This window comes from Pseudomonas sp. HS6-2 (assembly GCF_049325675.2).
Lineage (GTDB): Bacteria > Pseudomonadota > Gammaproteobacteria > Pseudomonadales > Pseudomonadaceae > Aquipseudomonas > Aquipseudomonas putida_N.
The window spans coordinates 758,456-780,985 of the sequence record NZ_CM143906.1 but is presented as its reverse complement, the minus strand read 5'-3'; the positions used below and the strand labels follow the sequence as shown (position 1 = coordinate 780,985).

Annotated in this window: 29 protein-coding genes and 6 tRNA genes; 7 read left to right on the top strand and 28 right to left on the bottom strand. The window is 61.7% G+C overall.

Annotation, left to right across the window (positions count from 1 at the left end):
• Positions 1-42: 42 nt before the first annotated feature.
• The 21 genes from ACOKS3_RS03605 to ACOKS3_RS03505 all read right to left on the bottom strand — a co-directional run bounded on the left by ACOKS3_RS03605 (position 43) and on the right by ACOKS3_RS03505 (position 12,724).
• Entirely contained in the window at positions 43-504 is a 462-nt protein-coding gene (locus tag ACOKS3_RS03605; RefSeq protein ID WP_190977245.1) for a hypothetical protein, read from the bottom strand.
• The gene (locus ACOKS3_RS03600; RefSeq protein ID WP_054889938.1) at positions 501-1,103 is read right to left on the bottom strand and encodes a tail assembly protein; all 603 of its coding nucleotides are present in this window, start codon (positions 1,101-1,103) and stop codon (positions 501-503) included. The genes ACOKS3_RS03605 and ACOKS3_RS03600 overlap by 4 nt, the downstream gene beginning before the upstream one ends.
• A 3-nt stretch (positions 1,104-1,106) precedes the next feature.
• Positions 1,107-1,499, bottom strand: a complete 393-nt coding sequence (locus ACOKS3_RS03595) for a hypothetical protein (RefSeq protein WP_190977244.1) — start codon at positions 1,497-1,499, stop codon at positions 1,107-1,109.
• A 66-nt stretch (positions 1,500-1,565) separates the two neighbouring features.
• Positions 1,566-2,504, bottom strand: coding sequence for a prenyltransferase/squalene oxidase repeat-containing protein (locus ACOKS3_RS03590; protein WP_422763308.1), 939 nt, complete (start codon positions 2,502-2,504; stop codon positions 1,566-1,568).
• 3 nt (positions 2,505-2,507) lie between these two features.
• Positions 2,508-3,107 (bottom strand): hypothetical protein, encoded by a 600-nt coding sequence (locus ACOKS3_RS03585; protein ID WP_422763307.1) that lies wholly within the window; start codon positions 3,105-3,107, stop codon positions 2,508-2,510.
• Positions 3,104-3,406: a hypothetical protein gene (locus ACOKS3_RS03580; protein WP_422763306.1), complete on the bottom strand. Its 303-nt coding sequence runs from the start codon at positions 3,404-3,406 to the stop codon at positions 3,104-3,106. The genes ACOKS3_RS03585 and ACOKS3_RS03580 overlap by 4 nt, the downstream gene beginning before the upstream one ends.
• A gap of 336 nt (positions 3,407-3,742) precedes the next feature.
• Entirely contained in the window at positions 3,743-5,542 is a 1,800-nt protein-coding gene (locus tag ACOKS3_RS03575) for a DUF927 domain-containing protein (protein ID WP_422763305.1), read from the bottom strand.
• Positions 5,529-6,419, bottom strand: a complete 891-nt coding sequence (locus tag ACOKS3_RS03570) for a toprim domain-containing protein (protein ID WP_422763304.1) — start codon at positions 6,417-6,419, stop codon at positions 5,529-5,531. The genes ACOKS3_RS03575 and ACOKS3_RS03570 overlap by 14 nt, the downstream gene beginning before the upstream one ends.
• Entirely contained in the window at positions 6,416-6,643 is a 228-nt protein-coding gene (locus ACOKS3_RS03565) for a hypothetical protein (protein WP_422763303.1), read from the bottom strand. Before ACOKS3_RS03565 ends, ACOKS3_RS03570 begins: the two co-directional genes overlap by 4 nt.
• Positions 6,644-6,646: 3 nt before the next feature.
• Positions 6,647-6,919, bottom strand: a complete 273-nt coding sequence (locus tag ACOKS3_RS03560; protein WP_422763302.1) for a hypothetical protein — start codon at positions 6,917-6,919, stop codon at positions 6,647-6,649.
• Between the two features lie 2 nt (positions 6,920-6,921).
• Positions 6,922-7,638 (bottom strand): hypothetical protein, encoded by a 717-nt coding sequence (locus tag ACOKS3_RS03555; protein ID WP_422763301.1) that lies wholly within the window; start codon positions 7,636-7,638, stop codon positions 6,922-6,924.
• Complete coding sequence (locus ACOKS3_RS03550) at positions 7,635-7,850, bottom strand: hypothetical protein (protein ID WP_422763300.1); 216 nt, start codon at positions 7,848-7,850, stop codon at positions 7,635-7,637. The genes ACOKS3_RS03555 and ACOKS3_RS03550 overlap by 4 nt, the downstream gene beginning before the upstream one ends.
• Positions 7,847-8,143 (bottom strand): hypothetical protein, encoded by a 297-nt coding sequence (locus tag ACOKS3_RS03545; protein WP_422763299.1) that lies wholly within the window; start codon positions 8,141-8,143, stop codon positions 7,847-7,849. Before ACOKS3_RS03545 ends, ACOKS3_RS03550 begins: the two co-directional genes overlap by 4 nt.
• Positions 8,143-8,640: a hypothetical protein gene (locus ACOKS3_RS03540; protein WP_190977350.1), complete on the bottom strand. Its 498-nt coding sequence runs from the start codon at positions 8,638-8,640 to the stop codon at positions 8,143-8,145. Before ACOKS3_RS03540 ends, ACOKS3_RS03545 begins: the two co-directional genes overlap by 1 nt.
• Positions 8,637-9,299: a KilA-N domain-containing protein gene (locus tag ACOKS3_RS03535; RefSeq protein WP_190977234.1), complete on the bottom strand. Its 663-nt coding sequence runs from the start codon at positions 9,297-9,299 to the stop codon at positions 8,637-8,639. Before ACOKS3_RS03535 ends, ACOKS3_RS03540 begins: the two co-directional genes overlap by 4 nt.
• A complete protein-coding gene (locus ACOKS3_RS03530) occupies positions 9,296-9,676 on the bottom strand; it encodes a hypothetical protein (RefSeq protein WP_190977233.1) in 381 nt (126 codons plus the stop codon). Before ACOKS3_RS03530 ends, ACOKS3_RS03535 begins: the two co-directional genes overlap by 4 nt.
• Before the next feature lies 1 nt (position 9,677).
• Complete coding sequence (locus ACOKS3_RS03525) at positions 9,678-9,944, bottom strand: helix-turn-helix transcriptional regulator (protein WP_102081576.1); 267 nt, start codon at positions 9,942-9,944, stop codon at positions 9,678-9,680.
• Between the two features lie 109 nt (positions 9,945-10,053).
• Complete coding sequence (locus tag ACOKS3_RS03520; RefSeq protein WP_102081575.1) at positions 10,054-10,551, bottom strand: hypothetical protein; 498 nt, start codon at positions 10,549-10,551, stop codon at positions 10,054-10,056.
• Positions 10,552-10,692: 141 nt separating this feature from the next.
• Positions 10,693-12,006, bottom strand: a complete 1,314-nt coding sequence (locus tag ACOKS3_RS03515; RefSeq protein WP_190977232.1) for a tyrosine-type recombinase/integrase — start codon at positions 12,004-12,006, stop codon at positions 10,693-10,695.
• Positions 12,007-12,167: 161 nt separating this feature from the next.
• Positions 12,168-12,243, bottom strand: a tRNA-Thr gene (locus tag ACOKS3_RS03510).
• Between the two features lie 70 nt (positions 12,244-12,313).
• A complete protein-coding gene (locus tag ACOKS3_RS03505; RefSeq protein ID WP_103445767.1) occupies positions 12,314-12,724 on the bottom strand; it encodes a pilin in 411 nt (136 codons plus the stop codon).
• Between the two features lie 214 nt (positions 12,725-12,938).
• On the opposite strand from ACOKS3_RS03505, the gene ACOKS3_RS03500 reads away from it, so the two are divergent.
• Genes ACOKS3_RS03500 through yacG form a run of 4 tightly spaced genes read left to right on the top strand, consistent with a single transcriptional unit; the run spans position 12,939 to position 15,836 of the window.
• Positions 12,939-14,147, top strand: coding sequence for a type II secretion system F family protein (locus ACOKS3_RS03500; protein ID WP_422763298.1), 1,209 nt, complete (start codon positions 12,939-12,941; stop codon positions 14,145-14,147).
• A gap of 2 nt (positions 14,148-14,149) precedes the next feature.
• Complete coding sequence (locus tag ACOKS3_RS03495; protein ID WP_422763297.1) at positions 14,150-15,016, top strand: prepilin peptidase; 867 nt, start codon at positions 14,150-14,152, stop codon at positions 15,014-15,016.
• Positions 15,016-15,639, top strand: a complete 624-nt coding sequence (coaE, locus tag ACOKS3_RS03490) for a dephospho-CoA kinase (RefSeq protein ID WP_103445770.1) — start codon at positions 15,016-15,018, stop codon at positions 15,637-15,639. The genes ACOKS3_RS03495 and coaE overlap by 1 nt, the downstream gene beginning before the upstream one ends.
• Positions 15,636-15,836, top strand: coding sequence for a DNA gyrase inhibitor YacG (yacG, locus tag ACOKS3_RS03485; protein ID WP_103445771.1), 201 nt, complete (start codon positions 15,636-15,638; stop codon positions 15,834-15,836). Before coaE ends, yacG begins: the two co-directional genes overlap by 4 nt.
• A gap of 75 nt (positions 15,837-15,911) precedes the next feature.
• On the opposite strand, the gene ACOKS3_RS03480 is transcribed toward yacG, so the two are convergent.
• Positions 15,912-16,604, bottom strand: coding sequence for an energy-coupling factor ABC transporter permease (locus tag ACOKS3_RS03480; protein ID WP_422763296.1), 693 nt, complete (start codon positions 16,602-16,604; stop codon positions 15,912-15,914).
• Between the two features lie 101 nt (positions 16,605-16,705).
• Between ACOKS3_RS03480 and ACOKS3_RS03475 the strand changes: the two genes are divergently transcribed.
• The 3 genes from ACOKS3_RS03475 to ACOKS3_RS03465 all read left to right on the top strand — a co-directional run bounded on the left by ACOKS3_RS03475 (position 16,706) and on the right by ACOKS3_RS03465 (position 19,022).
• Positions 16,706-17,335: a DUF1780 domain-containing protein gene (locus ACOKS3_RS03475; RefSeq protein ID WP_027918232.1), complete on the top strand. Its 630-nt coding sequence runs from the start codon at positions 16,706-16,708 to the stop codon at positions 17,333-17,335.
• Positions 17,336-17,468: 133 nt separating this feature from the next.
• On the top strand, positions 17,469-17,642 hold the full coding sequence (locus tag ACOKS3_RS03470) for a DUF3094 domain-containing protein (protein ID WP_060512989.1): 174 nt from the start codon (positions 17,469-17,471) through the stop codon (positions 17,640-17,642).
• 84 nt (positions 17,643-17,726) lie between these two features.
• Positions 17,727-19,022 (top strand): NAD(P)/FAD-dependent oxidoreductase, encoded by a 1,296-nt coding sequence (locus tag ACOKS3_RS03465; RefSeq protein ID WP_422763295.1) that lies wholly within the window; start codon positions 17,727-17,729, stop codon positions 19,020-19,022.
• 94 nt (positions 19,023-19,116) lie between these two features.
• Here the strand turns inward: ACOKS3_RS03465 and ACOKS3_RS03460 are convergent.
• The 6 genes from ACOKS3_RS03460 to clpB form a co-directional block, all read right to left on the bottom strand.
• A tRNA-Lys gene (locus tag ACOKS3_RS03460) sits at positions 19,117-19,192 on the bottom strand.
• 5 nt (positions 19,193-19,197) lie between these two features.
• Positions 19,198-19,274: transfer RNA gene (locus ACOKS3_RS03455), tRNA-Pro, on the bottom strand.
• A 50-nt stretch (positions 19,275-19,324) separates the two neighbouring features.
• Positions 19,325-19,400, bottom strand: a tRNA-Lys gene (locus ACOKS3_RS03450).
• Positions 19,401-19,406: 6 nt separating this feature from the next.
• Positions 19,407-19,483 (bottom strand) — tRNA-Pro (locus ACOKS3_RS03445).
• Positions 19,484-19,487: 4 nt separating this feature from the next.
• Positions 19,488-19,563: transfer RNA gene (locus ACOKS3_RS03440), tRNA-Asn, on the bottom strand.
• A gap of 384 nt (positions 19,564-19,947) precedes the next feature.
• Entirely contained in the window at positions 19,948-22,512 is a 2,565-nt protein-coding gene (gene clpB / locus ACOKS3_RS03435) for an ATP-dependent chaperone ClpB (RefSeq protein ID WP_103445774.1), read from the bottom strand.
• Between the last annotated feature and the right edge of the window lie 18 nt (positions 22,513-22,530).

Genomic DNA, 22,530 nt, shown 5'->3' with positions numbered 1-22,530 from the left:
CGAAGAAAACTGGAACCTACCATGCGCTTGAGCAAAGCCCAATCAGTGACGCTTCTCGCCTAGCACCTCCCCACTTGCAGCAACAGCAAACGCTTGCCGCCAGTGCCCCACCAAATCCGCCTGTGGTTCTGGAGATATGCCGATCATATACGCCACAGCAGGATGATGGCCGCCAACTGTTCCAAGCAGGTCATCTACGCACACATTGAAATCATCGCAAAACTCGGTGAAGGCCTGATGTGCTGCGGCAATCTGATCGAGGCAATCGGTGACCCCCCCAGCGTTGTCCCGTGTAGCTGTACTGGCTAAGTTCAGCGCTAACCCGCGCATGTCGCACTCGAACAGCTGGGCTACACGACACAGCATTCTCGTCGTATTGAGGAACTCCAGGCTTGCGACTTCCACATGCTCTGTGGGGCAGCTGTCTATCAACTGTCGGACCTGGACGTAATCTTTTTGAGCGATAGCTTTGATTGCGAGACTGATTCTTTCAGTTACGTTCATGCCTTGTCCTCCGCGCGAATCGAGGCAGAAATGATCGCTCCGCCCCAGCGTCGATGGCCAATGCAGATCGGTACGGGGTTGCCACTCGCCACAGTATTCTTGGCGCCGCCGAACGCATAACTAGGAAGGTTCTCTGGTGCGCCGCTCTGAGAAAGGCCACCAGCCTGCGGGCTAAGCATCTGGATTACGCCTCCAGCGGTATTTGCAATGCCGGCCCCCATGACTGCCGTTGCGGCTGTCCCCGCGGTCATGAACGAAGCCACGACAATCAACGCTACACCTATCACTGTCTGTAGAAGACCTGCCCGCTTACTGCCATGGATCACAGGCACGAACCAAAGCTCCCGAGCGCCGCCCAGGTCTAGTTCATCCTGTCCGATGTTTTTGCCATTTTTGAAAATCGCGAACCGCAGCCCTCGACTTTCAGCATCGGCCACGTCTTGGGCGAAGCCCGGATAGTTCACGTCGATCGCCTTTACCGCCTCCCGCGTGTCGCCCCGGTCCAGCAGAAAACTCTGCTCCTTGAAGTATTTTTTTCGAAGGAAGCCTAGTAAGCGGATTTTGGTCTTTGGTGTGTAGTGAGCTGCTGTAGCTGCCATGGTTCAGGCCCTCGGTGCGCCAGCGGCGCTTGATTTTGGAATATCGGTACCGATCAATTCGGCAAGGATCATGCGAGCAGCCATCGCATCCTCTCGGATGGCCTTTTCATACACTGGGTTCGGGTTCCAGGCTGCGCAGTGAAAGGTCACCTCGGCACGAGCGCATTTGCGCTCTGGTGTTGCTTGCCAAAGCTCCTCTGCGATCTTCGCCTCTTCCTCGGTGAAGTACGGGCCATCGAAGTCCTTACGCCCGCCCTTCACAATGTCGGACACGTTCCAGACCTTGTAACCGGCCACCATTGTTGGGTGCTCTTCGAAGTCCGTGCTCTTGCAGGCCTCCGCAAAGCGCTCACGGTGTGTTGGCTGTGAGGTGCTGCTGTTGCTTGGTTCTGTCATGGGTACCTCTGGCGCCGCTGGCGCTTGTTGTGGGCAGATGCCCGGTGGTGTGGTTGATCGGGCCGGTCACCCGATCAGGTTGCAAAGAATTGCCTCTGACTCCGCCATGTCGTCGCGCTGGCTGGCGACCAGGTAGCGGAACACCGCCAGCGCCTCGGGCTTGTCGCGGGGCCTGATCTGCGCCAGCAGGCCGAACACAAACCAATCCCGTGCCGTCGCCTCGGGCGGCCCGTCGCTGGCGTCACGGTCGACGGCGTTGCGCAGTCGGTAGAGGTGGTCCCAGTAGCCCAGCTCGTACAGGCAGTCCGCCAAGGTGTGAGGCAACATGTCAGGGTGGGCGTTAAACCGGGCGGCGACCTGTTCCTTATCGAAGTCACCGAGATGGCCGGTAGCCTCCAGCCCGCGCAGCGCTGCGATACAGAACGATTCCGCCTCGGTGTCGGCCAGCAGGGCATCACCAAAGCGAGCAGCCCCCTCCAGCCTCAGCCGGTGCCGCTCGATGGCTCGAGTGGCCAGCGCATCCAGATCAGCGAAGCCGAATGACGACATGGCGGCGAATGGGTGCCCGGGGTTGGTGGCCACCAGGTAATCCCGGTACCGCTTCTCCAGCACATCGAGCGGCGTCCTGATCTTCTTGGCGCCTTCCATGGCCCGATCAATCAGCGCGGCCTGGCCGGTGCTGATTATCGAGCGCAACCACAGCACCGCATCCACCTCCTTGTCGCCGGTGACCACTTCCTGCGGCGGCAGCTCGGGCACGCTCGGCAGGGTCTCGGTGCTGGCGCTGATCGACGGCAGGGTGAACAGGACGCGGTGCTGCTCGTTGTCGCGGAACGCCCCGGATCGTGAAACCAGGGTCTTCACCGTTCCCAGCGGCAGGCCGGTGATCTCGGCCACCTCACGGAGCGAGTGACGGCGGCGCAGGTCCAGCACCAGGCGGCGCTGATCGTCTGAAACCCGGTGTCTCATCTTTTCGGCTGAATCAGCCTGTTTCAGCATGACCATGGCTTACACCACCCTCAGAGTGGGCGGTAGCTTCGGCCCGAGTGGCGCCCCAGGGGCGAACGGGTCAGGCAACACTCCATCGGGGCAATCCCTGATGAAGTCCGCCATCGCCGCATGGCAGGCGTTGAACAGCGGCGCGTCATTCCACTCTTGCCCCCGGCGTTCTGCGCTGTCCTCCAGCGCATGAGCGAACACCAGGTCTTCCAGGCTAGTGACGCCCTCCCGCCTGGCCTGCTCGCGCTCAACGGTGTTCACGCTCAGCAGATCGCACATGCGCTCGAACCCCAGAGCAGCAGCCAACCCGTTATGGTCGAACAGCAGTGATTGGCCGAATCCGGCCAGCGCGGCCACGGCCTTGCTGCGCTCATCCTCTCGGTGCGCCTGTGCCTGTTGCTCCAGATCGGCAATGGCCTGGCGGGTGAACGGCAAGAACGCTTTCAGCTTGCCCGCCTGGCGGCGCATGGCACGTCGCTCAGCGTGGATCGAATCCAGGTTGCGGCCGATGTTGCGGCAGATACGCCGGGTGGTGATGAGTTGCGTGCTGGCGCTGATACCTGGCTTCGCGGCGATATCGCACAGGCGCATGGTCGGTGTGGGCGTCATGGGTGTGCCTCCATGGGCGTGTTGTCGTAGGTGGCGCGCAGCTCGGTACCGATCAGGCAATGGCGACCACCAGGCGCATAGCATCCCCGGCAGGTCATGACATGGCTGATGTACTGGTCGCGGGCCTGGCGCCATTCAGCCGTGGCATTGGCGGCGTTGGCGTAGGGGCTGGATGACAATGGCGCAGGCTCGAACAGCACCAGGCGCGGACGATCCGGGGCGCGTTTCGCCATGGGTGGTTTGCCTGCGCCAGCATCGTTCGGCGGCATGTGATTGAGCAGGTCGGATAGGAGGCTCATGGCGTCACCCCACCCGGATTCCCATAACGCCCAAATGTGTCTGTGAAAAAAAATCGGGGGAACGGGGGAACGCGGGGAACACCCAGTGTTTCCGGGGCCTCCAGAGGGGGTACGTGTTCCCCACCCGAAAAACGGGGGAACGGTGATAACCAAACAGATGTTGCCCCACAGGTGCTTATATTTAAAAACATGGTTGTGTTCCCCCTGTTCCCCAACACTTCAATAAGGGGGAACGGCTACAGGGCGCGTATTTACTGGCTGTTCCCCCGTTCCCCCTGTTCCCCACGTTTTTAGGTTCCTGTGGATTCGGGCATTGGCGTTGGGTGGTGATTACGGTCATAGGCCACCGCCTTCGCTATCCATGGCGTCGGGATCGATCACGTACAGGCGGGCAGACCCACCAGCAGGCAGGCGGTACTTCTTGGTCCTGCGGCTGTCCCGGTCGGTATCGTGCTTGGCGAGAGCACCAGCGCCTTCCAGCGCTTTCACGACCCGCGCCAGCCCGTGACCATGGGCGGCCTCAGTCAGTGCGGACTTGTTGAACAGGTACAGCCGCTTGGTGCCAACCACCTCCCAGTACCCTGCGCGGTTGAACACCTTGGTGTCCGGCGTCTGGTCTTCTACGTCCGAAAACCGGCTGCTGCCGTGCTTGTCGATGAAGTCGAGGATGCCGGCCAGGATCTGGCGGTCTTCGGCATTGCCACCGCCCACCCGACTCAGCCACTCGCCGTACAGCAACTGGCAGTCGGCCAGAGCGGTGCCCGGTGTCCAGGGCAACAGGTCGTAGGCAATGGCCATTTCGCCCGCCAGCGCGATCACCGCGAAGCGATCCGCCACCCGCCCGGCCTGGGCGTTGTCCTCGACGAACTGGGCGCGGATACCGGCGAAGTCCTCGAGCAGGCCGGGGCGGTCATCGCTGGCCAGCAGCTTCTCCACAAAGGCCGGCCCGATGTGCCCATGGTTCGCTCCTACGGCCACCGTGAGCTGGCGGTGGAAGTCGGCGCCCTCCAGGCCGTGCAATTCATCGAAGGCGCGATGCGTACGGGTACCGGCGTTCACATCCACCATGCGCAGCTCAGCGCCAGCATGGGCTGCGTTACCGCTGATGGCCGCGTGCTCGGACAGGGACCGCTCACCACTGGAAAGCGCCAGCAGGCGCCAGCTCAGTTTGCCTCGGGCCTCCCGGTCGCGGGTCATGGTGCCCTTGCCCTGGCCGTTGGCGAGGGAGTAAGCCATTTCCTGGACGCGCTTGGGGTCGGCCCGCTTGATCTCGTCCAGGGGCAGCATGGTGTCGTTGCGGCTCGATGCCTCGATTTCCAGACCGCCCTTGGTCATATCCCAGGACGCAGCGAAGATGCCCGGGTCGCCCCATACAGACGAGCCGATCAATTGCGCCAGCGACTTGCCGCTGGAACTGTCGCCCACCAGGTGAACACCGCCACCCAGCACGCCCACCAGGCTCAGCAGCGGGCCAGCGAGGGCGCAGCCAATGGCCAGGGTCAGCACAGGGTTGCCCTCGCACTTGGCCGCTACCTCGACCTTCCAGCCGTCCAGGCTACCGCGCACACTGAACAGGTTTTGCCCCTTGGCGCTGGCTTGATAACGCACCTTGTCGCTGCCGATGGTGCGCCCAGGCAGCACAAAGGCACCTGACTCATGCCAGCCGGGCCGGCAGGTGGTCGAGAACACCTCTGCAGGGCGCTGGTCCAGCAGGTACTCCATGAACTGGCCGCGCTTCTTCAAGGCGATGATGACGCCCATGCCGAACAGCGTCCGCCTGGCGTCCTCGCCGCTCCCACCGAACACCTCCATGGGAATGATCCATTCCTTGGGGCCGCTGTCGGTGAGCAGGCGCAGAAACCGGCCTTCGCTGCCGTCATCGCTGTTGGTGGTGCGAGCGGCGACGGTCACGGGCGTGGCGATCCACTCGTCAGTGATGGGGCGGTCGGCCTTGTCGTCGTCGTTGTCGTCGTCGCCGGCGCTGCGCTTAAAGCCGTGCCAGTACACACCGGGCTTGAGCCTGCGGCCCTTCTCATTGGTTACCCAGTGTTCGTACACGCCCCAGCACGGGCGATCAGGCTCGACCTTGGGCGCTTCGGGGCGCAGGTTGATGACGTTGTTATCAGGCGGACGCATGGCGGCACCTCCAGGCGGCGAGGTCGTTGAAGTCGGAAAGGGTCAGCGGCGCATCGGCCGGCCACTCGGGGAAAGTCACCAGACCACCACATGCGGCTGCGGCGTCATGGGCGGCGGTGCGCCCCGGGTTACCCTTGCCCTCGGCCTCGGTTTCGCGGTCGTCGTCGCCGGCGATGATGATTTCGGTGCCGGGGTGGTCGGCCCGTAGCGCCACCGCCACCGGTTTCAGGTTCCCGGCGTTCATCGCACAAGCGACCGTGTAGCCGCTCTCGTGAAGCGTGGCGCCCGTGGCCCAGCCTTCGCAGATACACAACGGCCTGCCTGGCGTGATGCGTCCCAGGGGCGAATAGGCGCCCTTGATGCGCCCGCCATACAGGAAGCGCTTGTCGCCGTCCGGGGCGATCCGTTGCAGGTTCACCAGCACGCCGCCGGCGTACAGCGGGATCAGCAGGTCGTCACCACGCTGGCGCAGGCCATGGGCGCGAATGCCCTTGGCGACCAGGTAGGGGTGGGCCGGATCAGCACGACGGGCATCACGCCACCAGCGCTGCGCCAGGCCGGCCGCTCTGAGCTGGCGCCGCTGCCGTTCGGCCTCCCGCTGGCGCCGGGCTTGCTCGATGCGCTGGCGCACCTGCTCAGCTTCGCGGGCGTCCACCGGTTCACGGCTACACCAGGTGTTGGTGCCGCCCGTCTTCCAGCTCCCGAACGCGCCCGAGGCAATGCCATCAGCAAACAGGCAGTACCAGCCATTGAGCGTGCCGGGCTTGTCGCCGGGGACGTGGAAGCGGTGAATGTCGCCATCGTCCAGGGGCAGCCAGTCGAGCGGACCATAGGCCGACTGGAGCACGTCACGGAACAAGATCACAGGATCAGTCATGCGGCCCCCTGCGGAGGCGTGAAGCGCTTGGCCAGCCGTTCCAATTGCTGGGTCAGGCGCTCCAGCTCGGGGCAGTGGCGGCCCGCATCACCCTCGGCAATGCGCAGCTCCAAGAAACCCACCAGGGTCTGAGCCAGCAACAAATAGCTGGCGCTGTCGATGTGAGCGCCAGTAGACGGTGGACCACCGGCACCCTTGCGGCGAATCGGCGTGACCTTACTCATGGCTCACCCCCCGACGCCAGCGAAGGCCCGGCAGACCTGGCCATTGTTCACCGCGTGCCAGTAGGTCAGCTCGTCCAGCGACTCGACCAGGCTTGAAGTCACAACGGCATCGGCGCTACGCAAAACTACGCGCCCGCACTCGGCGTCGGCCTGGCTCAAGAACGGCCCCAGTAAGGCCCGTTCGGCCTTTGGATGACTCACGTAAAACAGCTCGGTGGCTTTCTCCGGGCAAGCCGATCCCGTCAGCGCAGCGAGGCGCTGTTGAAAACTGGTCATTTTTAACCCCTCAGTCTGGAGTCGCGGCGATGAACGCGGCGGTGGTTTCGGGTGTGCTCAATCAGCGCCGGGGAGACGTGCGGCCCGACGAATGCGGCCAGTTCCTCGGTTTTCAGCATCGAGGCAGGCACGTAGGCGTACTGGCCGCCCGGCAATGCCCTGGGCTTTCTGCGCTTCCGGGGGAGGTGCCTTTGCAACAGATCCAGGTCATAGGCCATTACCTCCTGCATGCGCTTACCCGTCTCGCTCAGCGGCAGTGGCTCGCCAGGCCGCACCTGCTCCCACGCATAACGGTCTGCCAGCATCTCGTTCACGCGGTACATCACCTTGTGGCATTGGTCGCCTACGACCTGATCGGGAGCGAGGATCAAGTCCCAGAGCGAGAAGTTGTCGAGGTGGTGGCCAATCTCGTGATGCAAGATGAATGGATAAATCTCACTGTCATCCAGCGCCGACCAGTCGATTTCCGGGCGAGCAGCGCTGCGGAAACGGCTCGCATTGATGCTGGTAGCCAGCTTGATAGCAACCCGCTCGTCACGCTGGGCTTGATCGCTCAAAGCGTCACGAACAATCGGCTGCGCCCAGCAGCTGTATTCGCCCCAGATGCCACCAAGCTCAGTGAACGTGGCAATCGTCAAAGCCAGGCCGCTCTCCTTGGCCATCTCGGCGAAACCACGATATTGCGTGCGGGTGATGCGTAAGGTGGTATCGGTCTTCACAGGTCACCCCCTTGCTCAGCGATCACGCCGGCCAGCATTTCTGCCCAGGCCATAGCGGTGTGCTGCGCCATCACGGCGGTGACGCGGGCGAGGATGACTGGCGTGGTGGGCGCGGCGATCACCGCCAGGGCCATGCTCAGCAGCACCAGCACGCTTTGTACGTCGCGCAGATCGTCTTGAGTGTCGTCAGGCATGTGGATGTTGGAGGTCATACGATCACCTCGTCATCCATGCCTGCGCGCTCGCCTACAACGCCATACGAGGCTCCCAGGTGGCGATGCGCCCAGCAGAAATTACGGCTGAAAATTCGGACCTGCTCCAGATGCCGCGCAATGTCGCACATCGGCCCTTCCTCATGGCTCGAACACATGGGATAGAGCAGCTCGTAAAGCTTGTTGAATTCATCCCTGGCAAAGTTCATCGAGCACATGGCACGAGCGTCGAGCACCGCCTCTGAAAGCACCTCGCCTTCAAGGGTCATGGTGGCTGGCAAGGTATGCAACATCACAGCGCACCCCCTGCGGCTTCCAGGGCACGAGCTTTCGCCATCGCGGCGTTGTAGCGCTTGAGGCGCGTGGCAAGGCTGGAGTCGGCGTGAAGGGCAGCGATGGCCATTGCGCGGTGGGCAGCGGCGCGGATACGAATTACGGGTACAGCGATAGCGTCTTGCACGGGTACAGCTCCGTTTACTTGAATGGAGCTGCCACGGATCGTCGCCAAACGAATTATGGTGGCAGCTGTGCGCAGGTTGGCGAACCGGGGTAAACGGAACCCGGCAGACCCGAAGGTCTCCCGCGCACAGCCGCCATAACACGAAGCTGCGAGCGCAAAAAAAGCGCCTGCAATCGTCATGGGGGCGCCTATGCGCCGTTTACTGATCGGGTCGCCAAACCCGGTCGCTGAATTTGCAGCGACGACCGGACGATACATGCGGGCGGGAGTGGATGCAACCCCCTGTTTCAGATTGGACAACGGCAGCGCTGGGTGGATGGCGGAATTCATGCGGCAATCCTCCGCTGGTGCTTGTCCTGCAATTTACGGACGTAGGCCAGCAGGTTGGTCTTGCGCTCGGCATAGGTCATACCCGCGCAGATCAGCCCCGAATCGCGCAGCTCGGCCAGGGTGACAATTTCCAGTTCGGCAGCGTTCAACTGGTCACGATCCCGGCCCGAAAATGAGCCGGTGATAACCTGATTGATGAGCCGCGATTCGTTGATGAAGTGGTGTTTCTGCGGCGTCTTGCCGTGGGCTTCACAGTTGAGCGCGATGGCGTCACACACGGCCTTGTGGCCGATGGCAGCCTCACGGCGGGCGTTGGTCCAGGACTTCATGTCACCGCGCAGCAGGGCTTCTACCTGCTCATCGCACCAAACAGCGAAGTCCACCGAAAGCCACCGGGCGAAGGCTACGGCCAGCTTCGGGTGAAGCCAGGTGCCTTGGTTTTTACCGCCGCGCTTGGTCATCGACCAGGCGTTACCAGATGATCCGGTAACGGTGCGACGGTTGAGTGCTTCCAGGTATTCGATGGTCGAGGGGAGGCTAAGCCAATCGTTTGGCCGCTTGCCGAAACGGTCGGCAATCTCGGTTGCATGAAGCCAGCCGTCACCGTTGAACCGCACGGCCTGGCCTTCGTAGTCGAGTGGAACGATACGAGCGCTCATGCGGCCACCTTCTGGCGTTTTGCCGCACGGTTGAACATCAGCGCCAGCACCTTGTCCGCGTGCTCATGCGAGCTTTCCAGCAGGCGGTAACGGGTACAGTCGCAGGGTTCGCCCCAGTTGTTGGGCGACTTCTCGGGGATGTGCTCGAACACCAGGCCGTAACTGCTCTCCAGCACGGGAATGGTCGAGTTCAGGCAGGTGTCACCGACCCAGCGCGGCGCCTCGAAGCGATTGAGGGTGCCGAAGTGGCGGACGTACACCAGGACGCGGGCGATCTTGGTTGGGGCAGTCTCCAGCAGTTGGGCGGGGCTGGCGCTGGTGGTAATATCGCCTTGCGACTGGCTGCGTTTCTCTTCGGGGATCGTGGCCTTTTTCATTTTAGGCCACCTCGCGCAATGCGATGCGCTGGCGCACCCACTCCTGAACTTCGGCCAAAACCCACGCAACCGGAGCTCCGCGAGACTTACTATTACTCAGCGGTACCGGCTTGGGAAAGCTCGGATCATCTTTGAGCCGCTTGTAAATGGTTGGGCGCTTATAACCCGTGATTGCCTCCATTTCTGGAATACGGATCAGGGTAGTGGCCGGATCGCAAAACGATCGAACATCAGCAACCGCTGGCGACGAATGAAGAATGTTGGTCATACCTGTTTCTCGTTGTTGATGAGGACGGAAAACAGGCTGCAATGTCGATCTTAATGACGGGAATATCTGACGTTGCGACATGTCAACATGTCATGCCGCCGCGACCGCTTCAGGCCTGGGTGTCAGGGGCCTCTGACATACTGTCAGGCTTGATCGCACTGGCGAGCTCAACGGCCTGACGCACTGGGATTCCTTGATCCACAAGGAAGCTTTGCACGGTTTTTTGCAGCGGTGGGCGATCGGGGTCGTAATCCACCCAAAATTTCGAAGCGGCCGCACTCGCCGCATGCAATGCTTTGGTGGCGTATGGAAAAGTCACCGCACCAGGAGTCACTTCGTATGTCACTGGACTTCGCTGCGGCAATGTCAATGTAGTTTTCTGGGCAACTACACCAGCCTCTTCTTCATCAATTCTGTGAATATTTTTTAGGAGATTAGACATACCCCAAGCGGCGCACACCATCCCTAATAAGCCGCCATGAATAGCCCACGCCACACCCTCACCAATATTTCTTTTCATGTACAAAAAAAGAGCCAGCTCAACCGTGCCAACAAGCATGCCAATAACGAAAAACTTCAATTTTTGGTCGTAGTAGGTTCTGCTCATTCCGGTACTCTCGAGTTGATTCGATCTCAAATGCCCTAGGCAAAAAAGACTCTGATAGGCCACACCAGCCCAAATACTGGCTATTCAAACAGTAATGGCATTGAGTCTATATCTGCCTATGTGGGCAATGGAAGGCCCGCTTCAGGCCCTCTTGATCGGCACCACATTGGCATTCAGCTCAGCACGATGCGCGTAGTCGTATGGGGTAACGTGCTTCTCGCGGTTCGCATCGAGGTAGTCCGCCCACCACTGAACCATCAGCCGGCGCTCCTCGATGTATTCGGCCTTGTGGATGTACGCCGCCCGCACGCTGTTACGCTCCTGGTGGCTCATTTGGCGCTCCACCGCGTCTTTGCTCCACAGTCCCGACTCGACGAGGGCGGAACAGGCCATAGCCCTGAACCCGTGGCCGCACACTTCGGTTTTGGTGTCGTAACCCATACGCCGAAGCGCCTTGTTCACCGTGTTCTCGCTCATGGGCTTCCAGTGATTGCTATCACCGGCGAACACCAGGTCGAAACGCCCGGTGAGCTGGCGCACCTGCTCGAGCGTGGCCAGAGCCTGACGACTGAGAGGTACCAGGTGGGGCGTGCTCATCTTGGAGCCGCGGTGCGAGTTCTTCACGCCTTCGATCTGCTGGCGCTCGCCGGGGATCTCCCACATGGAGCGACCGGCGTCGATCTCTGGCCAGCGAGCGAACCGCAGCTCACTGGACCGGATAAAGACCAGCAGGGTGAGCTGGGTGGCCAATCGCGTCAGCGGCCTGCCGGTGTCGCTGTCGATTCTTTGCAGCAGCTCAGGCAGCCGATCCAGCGCCAGCGCAGGCCGGTGGACAGTCTTGCGTGTGGCGGTTGCGCCCTGGAGGTCCACCGCTGGGTTGGTGTCGATGTGCCCGTGCTGTACGGCCATACGCATGATTCCGGTCATGTACTGCCGTAGCCGGCCAGCGGTATCCAGAACTTCGCGCTTCTCCACCGCCTTGAGCGGCGCCAGCAGGTCGCGGGTCTTCAGGCCGGCCACCGGGCGCTGGCCCAAGGCCGGGAGCAGGTAAGTTTCGATCCGCCGCCACACCGTCGCGGCATGACCTGGTGACCATTTCTTGGAACAGGCCTCATGCCAGTCCTTGGCCAGCACGCCGAAGGTGTTGGCCCTCGCATTCGCCGCTTCGACCTTCACCTGCCTGGCGCTCTCGATCGGGTCTTTGCCATGCGCCAACAATTCCAGCGCTTCGGCCCGGCGCTCACGGGCGGCTTTGAGCGTCAATGCGGGGTAGTTGCCGAAGGTGGCCAGCCCCTCCCTGCCATCCGGGCGCTTGAACTTCATGCGCCAGATCTTGCTGCCGTTCTTCTTGACCAGCAGAAACAGGCCCTGGCCGTCAAACAGGGTGTAGTCCTTGTCCCGCGGCTTGGCGGCCTCGCATTTGGGGTCTGAGAGGGGCGTAACGGTGCGTGCCATAGGTATACGTTTTCTCGTCGAACCGGCGTATACCCTAACGTATACCTAAAATCGGTATATGCCTAGAGACAGAACGAGACAGGTAGAAACAAGAAAGCCCGCACTTGGCGGGCTTTTCATGGGGTTCCGTATACAAGGGGAGACGTATCGGAACAGCTGGATGGTGCCGGAGATAGGAATCGAACCTACGACCTTCGCGTTACGAGTGCGCTGCTCTACCGACTGAGCTACACCGGCGTGTAGCGCAACGTACCACTGCCACACCCGCCGCGTAAACCCCTGTTTCCCCGGCCTTATTCCCCTCCCCTCAGGACGCTTTGCAGCCCTTCGGCGCGAGGTCTTCCTCGATGTTGGTGGTGCAGCTCCAGCCAGCAGGCGAGCGGGTCAGGGTCAGGCTCTTGCCAACCACATTGGCCGGCGCATCAGCCAAGGTGCACGCAATCGTCCCAGTCCCGTCAGCCGCCTTGCTGCTCACCGTGATCGCACAGTTCGCCGTAGCCGGCTGCCCACCCAACTCAGCCACACTCCCCACATCCTTGCCTTCATTCAACCGCAGCTCCATCGCTGTCTTCAGCGCGCTGATCTCCAGCAACCCGGCCGCAGCCTTGGTGCGGGACTGGTGGTTGGTGTACATCGGGATGGCGATGGTCGCCAGAATGCCGATGATCGCGACGACGATCATCAGTTCGATCAGGGTGATACCGCGTTGCCCTTTCATGAACGATTTCCTTTTGATACGTGTACTCATGGGGGTCAGGTTCGCCCCCAGCTGGCAGCGGCGCAGTAGGCCTGAACAGAAACCTTTTGTCACCCCTGCCCGCCAGGGCGTCATCTTCGCTGAACTACTCTAGTGAGCATCACGGAAGCACGCCCACTCATGGACGCGGCAAGCTGTTTCCAGGCTTGTCGCACGGGCAGAAAAGGACCTTTGCATGAACCCATCCACACACCTCTATACCTGGCGCGGCACCGATGCCAGCGGCGCCGATGTCAGCGGCCAGGTCAGCGGGCGCAGCCCGGCCTATGCGCGGGCCGGCTTGCAGCGCCAGGGCATTCGCGTGCTCAGCCTGCGGGCGGCTGGCGGGTTTGAATGGCGTTTGCCAAGGGCTCGGGAAAAGACTGACCCTGCAGGCTTTAGCCGGCAGCTGGCGACCTTGCTCAAGGCCGGGGTGCCGCTGCTGCAGGCCTTCGAGGTGATGGGGCGCAGCGGCTGCAGTACGGGGCAGGCAGCGTTGCTGGAAAAATTGAAACGGGATGTGGCTTCGGGCCTGGGGCTGGCGGATGCACTGCAGCGGCACCCGGCGTGGTTCGATGGGTTGTACTGCAACCTGATTCGCGTGGGTGAGCAGTCCGGCACGCTCGATCGGCAGCTGGAACAACTGGCGGGGATGCTGGAGCAGCGCCAGGTACTGCGTAAACGCGTGCGCAAGGCGATGCTCTATCCGTTACTGCTGCTGCTGACCGGATTGGGGGTTTCGGCGGTGTTGTTGCTAGAGGTAATTCCGCGTTTCGAGAGCCTGTTTGCCGGTTTCGATACCGCGCTGCCGGCCTTCACGCAGTGGGTGATCGACTTGTCCACAGGCCTGGGGCGCTATGCGCCGCTGCTGTTGATAACCGCGGTTGGCCTGGGACTCGCCTTGACCCGGCTGTATCAGAAGCATGCGCCAGCACGCTTGTGGCTAACTGCACAGGCCTTGCGCCTTCCTGTGTTTGGCAGGCTGTTGAGCCAGGCGGCCCTGGCGCGCTTCGCTCGCACCCTGGCCACGTCCTATGCTGCCGGGGTGCCGTTGCTGGATGCGCTGGTCACCGTGGCCAAGGCCTGCGGTGACGACCTGCACGAGCAGGCGGTGCAGCGCTTGCGCCAGGGAATGGCCAACGGGCAGGCGCTGAATCAGGCGATGGCGATTGAACCGCTGTTTCCGCCACTGTTGGTACAACTCACCGCCATCGGTGAATCCAGCGGCACGCTGGACCAGATGCTGGAGAAATCCGCCAGCCATTACGAGGAACAGGTCAGCCAGACGCTGGACCAGTTGACCAGCCTGCTAGAGCCGGCCATCGTGCTGATCCTGGGCTTGCTGGTTGGTGGCCTGGTGGTGGCGATGTACCTGCCGATCTTCCAGTTGGGAAGCTTGATCTGAACATGACTTCGTGGACTTTGCTGGCCGAGCAGCCGGCGTACTTCATCACCCTGGCGGCTGTGCTAGGCCTGTTGGTGGGCAGCTTCCTCAATGTGGTGGTGCATCGCCTGCCGATCATGCTCGAACGCCAGTGGCAGCGTGAGGCGCAGGAGGTGCTGGGCCTGCCGACCACCGAGCACGAGCGTTTCAACCTGTCCCTCCCCGCTTCCCACTGCCCGCATTGCAAGCATGCGATCCGCGCCTGGGAGAACATCCCGATACTGAGTTACCTGGCATTACGCGGGCGCTGCTCGGCGTGCAAGCAGCGGATCAGCGCGCGTTATCCACTGGTTGAGCTGGCCTGTGCGCTGGTGTCGATGGTGGTGGCTTGGCATTCCGGCGCAGGCATTGAGGCGCTGGCCCTGCTGCTGTTGACCTGGAGCCTGCTGGCCATGAGCCTGATCGACCATGACCAGCAGATATTGCCCGATGTGCTGGTGCTACCGACGCTGTGGCTGGGCTTGATCGTCAATGCCTTCGACACCGTGGTGCCGTTGCCCCGTGCGCTGTGGGGCGCGGTGGCAGGGTACTTGAGCCTGTGGTCGGTGTATTGGGTGTTCAAATTGATCACCGGCAAGGAGGGCATGGGCTATGGCGACTTCAAGCTGCTGGCGCTGATCGGTGCCTGGGGCGGCTGGCAGGTATTGCCGGTGACATTGCTGCTGTCATCGGTGATCGGCGTGGTGGCGGGCCTGTGCCTGTTGCGCGTGCGCAGGCAATCCGTCGGCACGGCAATACCCTTTGGCCCTTATCTGGCCATTGCGGGGTGGATTGCTGTGCTCTGGGGTGATGAAATATACGCCTTCTACCTGCAACTGTTTGGAATGTGATGACCACCAAGGCCTTCACCCCCTGGATTCTCGGGCTGACCGGCGGTATTGGCAGCGGCAAGAGCGCCGCCGCCGAGCGCTTCGTCGAACTTGGCGTGCACCTGGTCGACGCCGACCAGGCGGCGCGCTGGGTGGTCGAGCCCGGCCGCCCGGCACTGGCCAGCATCGTCGAGCGCTTCGGCCCCGGCGTGCTGCAGGACGATGGCCAGCTTGATCGTGCGGCCTTGCGCCAGCTGATCTTCGCCGACCCGGCGCAGCGCAAGTGGCTGGAGCAACTGCTGCACCCGTTGATCGGACAGGAGATCTTCAGTTACCTGGCCAAGGCTGAATCACCCTATGCAGTGTACGTGTCGCCGCTGCTGATCGAGTCGGGCCAGTACCAGCAGGTCCAGCGCGTGCTGGTGATCGATGTACCGCAGGAACTGCAGGTGGCGCGCACCCTGGCGCGTGACAACACCAGCCCCGAGCAGGTGCAGGCCATTCTCAAGGCCCAGCTGGCCCGTGAGGAGCGCCTGGGCCATGCCGACGATGTGGTGGTCAATGACGGCGATTTGGCCGCACTGTACGAGCAGATTGACCGCCTGCACCACTTTTACCTGACTTTACGAGGAGGCCAGCCATGAGCCAGCCATTGACCGTCGATTGCCCGACCTGTGGCGCACCTGTGGAATGGAACGAGAAGAACGCGTTCCGGCCGTTCTGTTCCGATCGCTGCAAGCTGATTGACTTGGGCGCCTGGGCGGCGGAAGAACACAAGATTCCGGTGGCGCCGGATTCGGAAGATGAGCTGTTCTCAGGGGATCTGGAGCCGCGGCACTGAGCTGAATCCTAGCCTGCCTGTGGCGGCCTCTTCGCGGGTTCACCCGCGAAAAGGCCGGTACAGCCAATAGAGAAATCAGCGCTCATCATCCTTCCACGGTGCCTGCAGATAGCGGGTGCGGTTGAATGTCTCCAGCCACTCCGGGCAAAACACCACCAGGGCACTGATCACCATGCCGTTGATGAACGCCTCCGGGAACATCATCAACCACAGGTAGCCGATAAAATCGCTGAGCCACTCCGGCAGCGCAAAGCGACCATCCAGCCATAACACCCCCAACGCCACCGGCACGCAGATCAGCACCGTCAACGCAGCGGGGAAAAAACCTGAACAGAAGATATAAACAAACAGGTTGCGCGGTTGCGCCCGCTCGACCAGGATCGCACACACCTCGGTGATCAGCACCGGCAAGCCCACCAACAGCAAGCCGTTGACCCCAAGCGCCGCAAGGTCCTGCCGCCCTAGCGCCAGCAACCCCAATTGGGCGAGGAAACCGCCCACAACGGCCAGCGGCCAGTCCAACAACAAGGTCACCGCTGTCATGCCGATAAAGTGATACGACACGCCCGTATCGAAATCGCGCCTGACCAGCCACAGGGCAAACAGGCAGAATACCGTGCCAAACAATAGGTGCTGGCGGCGTCGGTCGGTCACCAACTCGACCCAGCGCGTGCGGCTGGCTGCCCAGATCAGCAACGGCACGTAGCCAAGCCAGCCCACGGCAAGGCTGGTTGTGGATAAAACCTGCGCGCTGATCACCTGGAACATATCCCTTTCGGCCGTGTGGACAAACTGAGTCTACACCCTGCCCCGTTTCCCACGCACAAACAGCATCTTACCGTCATCGATTAGCGGCTAAGCTTGTTCCCATGGATGACTCAGACTACCTGCGCCTGCTTACCATCCAGGCCGAACAAGCCAATGCCTTTCTCTCCAACGCCCGCAAGTGGGAGCGGGAGCGGTGGGTGTGCCAGCGTCTGTTGCAAGGGCTGAACATCCCTTACCGCAGCGAGGACTTCACCCCTGCCGGCCAGGAGCCCCCGGACGTGCTGTTCCGCGATGCGGCATTCGAGGTGTTCTTCGTGCTCGACGAAGGCCGCCGGCTGAATGACGAGTGGCGAGAAGAGCTGCAGCGTCGGCGCAGTGCCTTTTCCCTGGCCCAGCTGGTGCGCCGCGAAGCCCGCCCCCGGCGCATCGCTGCCGCCGAGCTGCTCGGGCGCCTGGCGCCGACCCTGCGCAAGAAGGCGCACAACTACCGCGAGCGCGGGCTGGACCTGAGCGAGCTGGACATCATCGCCTTCGCCAGCCTCAAGCGCGAAGTGCTCGACCTCAACACCCACTTTCCGCCGCCCACCGAATACCTGCGCCAGGGCTGGCGCTCGCTGTCGCTGGTCGGACCGACATTCGCCCGGGTGCTGTTCGCCCACCCCGACGCACCGGATTTTCTGCGCGGTAACCTGGGGCGCAGCATCGTCTTCGACGTGGGCATCAGTCTTTGATCCACTGCCGAGAGTCTTTGCGATGGCGTAAACTCGGCGCCAGGGATAGAAAGCATTATCATTTGTTTGAATGCGCTTGCATGAACGCTGTGGCGTTCGTGCAGTCACAAACGTCTACCTGACGAGGCCCACCATGACCAGCCGCCTGAACCCGGAAGATCAGCGTCGTGTCGATGAGTATCTGCGAGCCCCCCAGCACCAAGTCGAGCGCCGGCCTTTTCGGCCCTGGCTGCTCCTTGTGCTGGTACTGGCCGTGACCATCGGGTTGGGTCTCATCAGCCGCCTGCTGAGTGAACTGGTGCTATGAGCTGCTTTGCGCTCGCCCTCTCCTCGCGCAGTTTGCGGCCGGCCCCTGGGGCCACGAATTCCGTAAACCTTATGAGATATCCCCATGACTCATCGCATCGTGATTGTCGGCGGCGGCGCCGGCGGCCTGGAACTGGCGACCCGCCTGGGTAAAAGCCTGGGCAAGCGCAAGCAGGCCGAGATCACCCTGGTCGACGCCAACCTCACGCACATCTGGAAACCCCTGCTGCACGAAGTGGCCGCCGGCTCGCTGAACTCCTCGGAAGACGAACTGAACTACGTGGCCCAGGCCAAGTGGAACCACTTCAACTTCCAGCTGGGGCGCATGAGCGGCCTGGACCGTGAAGGCAAGCAGATCCAACTGGCTGCCACCCTCGATGAAGAAGGCCGCGAGCTGCTGCCTGCGCGCACCCTGAGCTACGACACCCTGGTCATCGCCGTCGGCTCCAACACCAACGACTTCGGCACCTTGGGCGCGGCGCAGCACTGCCTGTTCCTCGACACCCGCAAGCAGGCCGAGCGTTTCCACCAGCAGCTGCTGAACCACTACCTGCGTGCCCACGCCGGCGACGTGGCCAGCGAGCAAATCAGCGTGGCTATCGTCGGCGCCGGTGCCACCGGTGTGGAACTGGCGGCAGAGCTGCACCACGCGGCCCACGAACTGGCGGCTTATGGCCTGGATCGCATCCAGCCCAAGGACATGCATATCACCATCATCGAGGCCGGCCCGCGCGTGCTGCCTGCGCTGCCGGAGCGTATCAGCGTGCCGGTGCACAAGACCCTGGAAAAACTTGGGGTGAAGGTGATGACCAACGCGGCCGTCAGTGAAGTGACCGAGGACGGCCTGAAGACCAAGGACGGTGAAGTGATCCAGGCCAGCCTCAAGGTGTGGGCGGCGGGTATCCGTGCGCCGGGCTTCCTCAAGGACATCGACGGCCTGGAAACCAACCGCATCAACCAGCTGGTGGTGCGCGCTACCCTGCAGACCACCCGCGACGACAACATCTTCGCCTTCGGTGACTGTGCCGCGTGCCCGCAACCGGGTAGCGACCGCAACGTGCCACCACGGGCCCAAGCCGCGCACCAGCAGGCTTCGATGCTGGCGCAGAGCCTGAAGGCGCGCCTTGAGAACAAGGCGCTGCCGACCTACGAGTACAAGGATTACGGTTCGCTGGTGTCGCTGTCGCGCTTCTCCGCAGTGGGCAACCTGATGGGTAACCTGATGGGCAGCGTGAAGCTGGAGGGCTGGCTGGCGCGGATGTTCTACGTGTCGCTGTACCGCATGCACCAGATGGCGCTGTATGGGTTCGTCCGCACGGCGTTGATGATGCTGGGCAGCAAGATCGGTCGGGGCACAGAGCCACGATTGAAGCTGCACTGATAAAAATCGGAGGGTCGCTCAGGCGGCCCTTCTTTTTGACCATTTTTTCGAGGCAAATGAAAAAGGGCATCTCGTTCGAGATGCCCTTTGTTCATGGTGGGTCGTGTAGGATTCGAACCTACGACCAATTGGTTAAAAGCCAACTGCTCTACCAACTGAGCTAACGACCCAAAAATGGTCGGGGTGAGGGGATTCGAACTCCTGACATCCTGCTCCCAAAGCAGGCGCGCTACCGGACTGCGCTACACCCCGAGGTCTTGCTTAAAAAAAAGGGCACCTCGCTCGAGATGCCCCTTTTTACATGGTGGGTCGTGTAGGATTCGAACCTACGACCAATTGGTTAAAAGCCAACTGCTCTACCAACTGAGCTAACGACCCGGAAAATGGTCGGGGTGAGGGGATTCGAACTCCTGACATCCTGCTCCCAAAGCAGGCGCGCTACCGGACTGCGCTACACCCCGAGATTGGCTCCGCGACCTGGACTCGAACCAGGGACCCAATGATTAACAGTCATTTGCTCTACCGACTGAGCTATCGCGGAACTGAACTTCGGTACAACTTACTTCACTGCTACTCCGAAGACTGTGTTCGCTTCGGACTCTTTAGCTTCTTCGCTTTCGCGTTGTCGCTGCTGAGGCCGGCTATTCTACATTCTTCGTTTTGCTTGTCAACCACTTTTTTTCATTCAACTTACTGATTTGTAAGTTGTTTTGCGGTCACCGATGTTGCTGGTGATTCGCTTAGTGCCTGACAACGCGGCGTATATTAGGGGCACTCGATTTTTGATGCAAGCAGAAATTTCAAAAATTTCAGCAAGTTATCCCAAATGCCCGGAAAGCCCCGGATTTGCTGGGCTTGTCCCGCGAAGAGGCCACAGGAAGACACAAAAAAGCCCCGCCGAAGCGGGGCTTGTTCACACCTGCAATCAGGCAAAGACGATTTCGTCGCCTTCCACCTTGGCGGTAATCGCCGTCCCTGGGATGAACTTGCCTGCCAGGATCAGCTGCGCCAGCGGGTTTTCGATCCAGCGCTGGATCGCCCGCTTCAGCGGCCGTGCGCCATATACCGGGTCGTAACCCACAGCGATCAACTTGTCCAAGGCCTCTGGGCTCAGGCTCAGCGACAGTTCGCGTTCGAGCAGGCGGCTGCGCAGGCGGCCAAGCTGGATCTCGGTAATACCGGCGATCTGCTCGCGGCCCAGTGGCTCGAACACCACAACTTCGTCGATCCGGTTGATGAATTCCGGACGGAAGTGCGAACCCACTGCGTCCATCACCGCCGCACGCTGCGCCTCGCGATCCCCCACCAGCTCCTGGATCTGCGCAGAGCCCAGGTTGGAGGTCATCACGATCACCGTGTTGCGGAAGTCCACGGTGCGGCCATGGCTGTCAGTCAGGCGGCCGTCTTCCAGCACCTGCAGCAGCACGTTGAACACATCCGGGTGAGCCTTCTCCACTTCATCCAGCAGTACCACCGAGTACGGCTTGCGGCGCACGGCCTCGGTCAGGTAACCGCCCTCTTCATAACCAACGTAGCCTGGCGGGGCGCCGATCAGGCGAGCCACGGAGTGTTTCTCCATGAACTCGGACATGTCGATGCGTACCATGGCCTCTTCAGTGTCGAACAGGAACTCGGCCAGCGCCTTGCACAGCTCGGTCTTGCCCACGCCGGTCGGGCCAAGGAACAGGAACGAACCACTTGGCCGGTTAGGGTCGGACAGCCCGGCACGCGAACGGCGCACGGCGTTGGCAACAGCAGTAACTGCCTCGCTTTGGCCGATCACCCGCTGGTGCAGCAGTTCTTCCATCTTCAGCAGCTTCTCGCGCTCGCCTTCGAGCATCTTCGCAACCGGGATACCGGTCCACTTGGACACCACTTCGGCGATCTCTTCCTCGGTGACCTTGTTGCGCAGCAACTGGTTCTCGGTCTTGCCGTGCTGGTCAACCATCTGCAGGCTGCGCTCCAGGTCCGGGATTACCCCGTACTGCAGCTCGGCCATACGGCTCAGGTCACCTTTGCGACGGGCGCTTTCCAGCTCCTGGCGGGCCTGCTCGATCTTTTGCTGGATCTGCGCCGAGCCCTGCACTTCGGCTTTTTCCGACGCCCAGATCTCTTCCAGGTCGGAATACTCGCGCTCCAGCCGCTCGATTTCTTCGGTGAGCTTCTCGAGGCGCTTCTTGGCCGCTTCGTCTTCTTCCTTCTTCAGCGCCTGGGACTCCACCTTCAGCTGGATCAGGCGACGGTCGAGGCGGTCGAGCACTTCCGGCTTGGAGTCGATCTCCATGCGGATGCGGCTGGCCGCTTCGTCGATCAGGTCGATGGCCTTGTCCGGCAGCTGGCGGTCGGTGATGTAGCGGTGGCTGAGCTTGGCTGCAGCGATGATTGCACCGTCGGTGATGGCCACCTTGTGGTGCACTTCATAGCGCTCTTTCAGGCCGCGCAGGATGGCGATGGTATCTTCCTCGCTGGGCTCTTCCACCAGCACTTTCTGGAAACGCCGCTCCAGCGCCGCATCCTTCTCGATGAACTGGCGGTATTCGTTGAGCGTGGTGGCACCAACGCAGTGCAGCTCGCCACGGGCCAGGGCCGGCTTGAGCATGTTGCCGGCGTCCATGGCGCCCTCGCCTTTGCCGGCGCCGACCATGGTGTGCAGTTCGTCGATGAACAGGATGATCTGGCCTTCCTGTTTGGACAGCTCGTTGAGCAGGCCTTTGAGGCGCTCTTCGAACTCGCCGCGGTACTTGGCACCGGCGATCAGCGCGCCCATGTCCAGCGCCAGCAGGCGCTTGCCTTTCAGGCCATCGGGCACTTCGCCGTTGATGATCCGCTGGGCCAGGCCTTCGGCGATGGCGGTCTTACCCACGCCAGGCTCACCGATCAGCACCGGGTTGTTCTTGGTGCGACGCTGAAGCACCTGCACAGTGCGGCGGATTTCGTCGTCACGGCCGATCACCGGGTCGAGCTTGCCTTCTTCGGCGCGCTTGGTCAGGTCGACAGTGTACTTGTCCAGGGCCTGGCGCGATTCTTCGGCGTTGGCGTCATTCACCGCCGCACCGCCGCGCAGATTGTTGATGGCGTTTTCCAGGGCCTTCTTGCTCACACCTTGGCTGAGCAGCAGCTTGCCGAGCTTGCTGTTCTCGTCCATGGCGGCGAGCACCACCAGTTCGCTGGAAATGAACTGGTCGCCCTTCTGCTGGGCCAGACGGTCGGCCTGGTTGAGCAGGCGCGCCAGGTCCTGCGACATGTTCACGTCACCGGTAGGGTTCTGGATTTTCGGTAATTGGTCGAGTTCTTTAACCAATGCCTGGCGCAGGCTGTTGATGTCGAAGCCAACCTGCATCAGCAGCGGCTTGATCGAACCGCCCTGCTGTTCGAGCAGTGCCTGCAACAGGTGCACGGGCTCGATGGCTGGGTGGTCCATGCCAACGGCCAGGGATTGGGCATCGGATATTGCAAGCTGGAGCTTGCTGGTCAAACGGTCTATTCGCATGGTGTACCTTCCTTAAAA